Below are 1,106 nucleotides of genomic sequence, written 5' to 3'. Positions count from 1 at the left end.
GCGCCCGGGGGTGCGGGGCGGTCCGCAGCCGCATCCGCCGCCAGGCGCGCTGGACCAGGGCGGCGGTGACGGCCTGCCGGTCGAGCAGCTGGACGTCGAGATCGGGGCGGCCGGGCTCCTGGGTGACCAGGTAGCGGTCCGGGCCGGCCGGTCGGGCGGCGACCGGGCGCAGGCCGGCCTCGCGCAGGCTGCGCAGGAGCTGCGCCGGCTTCGGCCGCGGGTCGGGAGTGCCGACGGCGTAGCTGGTGCCGTGGGCGGCGGTCCAGCCGATCAGCAGTCCGAGCAGGAGGGCGGTGGGGGTGGCGTACCCGGCGGCGAGGCCGGCGAGGGCGGAGGCCGCGAGGGTGAGCCGGGGGAGCCGGCGCTCGCGGGCGCCGGAGGCGGTCAGGAAGGCGAGCACCGGGGCGAGGTAGCCGTAGACCGGTTCGGTGTGCGCCAGGCCGCCGCCGGGCAGCCGTTGGGTGAGCGCGGCGACCAGGGTCGGGGACGCCGCCTCGTCGACCCAGAGGTCGAGCGCGAGCGAGACCCCGTAGGCCAGGACGGCGGCCAGCAGCCCGTCGGAGAGGTGTTGGAGGGTGCGCCGACGGTCGGCTGCGGCCGAGGTCAGCCGGCGGGCCGCGGAGTAGGCGGGGACCAGCAGCAGGGCGGCGGTGGTCAGGCCCCCGGCGAGTCCGGCCAGGGTGCGCGGGACCAGTTCGGCGGCCTGGGCGACGTCGCTGGCGATGCCGGAGGTGGTGGCCCGCGCGTAGTCGGCGAGCAGCAGCGTCAGGGTGATCCCGGCGACACCGGCCAGCAGCCGGATCAGCGCCACCGGCTGCCGGACCCGGCCGGTGGCGGCCGGCCCGGGCGGCGCGTCCCCGCCGGGCCCGCTCGGCCCGGGTATGCCGCCGGACCGGGCACCGCCCGTGTCGCTGTCCACTCTCCCCGTCACGATCGCCACGGTTGGCATGCTCCCATGGCCCGGCCCGGGCGCGGCGGAGAACCCTTGGTCCGGGCGGTCGGGCGCGCCCGGGCGCCCGGGCCCACCGGCCCGTGGGGTGGGTCCGGCCTGTGGGGTGGGCCGGTGGGTCAGGCCTGCTCGGCGGGTCAGGCCCGCTCGGCGGGGC

At 79.7% G+C, this 1,106-nt stretch carries 1 pseudogene; it reads right to left on the bottom strand.

Annotation, left to right across the window (positions count from 1 at the left end):
• Positions 1-940, bottom strand: a pseudogene (locus MCM47_RS44510) (TIGR00374 family protein); the annotation flags it as partial.
• Positions 941-1,106 lie beyond the last annotated feature (166 nt).

It is taken from the genome of Kitasatospora sp. A2-31 (assembly GCF_022288725.1).
Lineage (GTDB): Bacteria > Actinomycetota > Actinomycetes > Streptomycetales > Streptomycetaceae > Kitasatospora.
The sequence above is the reverse complement of the archived record's forward strand: the minus strand, read 5'-3'. Positions and strand labels throughout refer to the sequence as shown.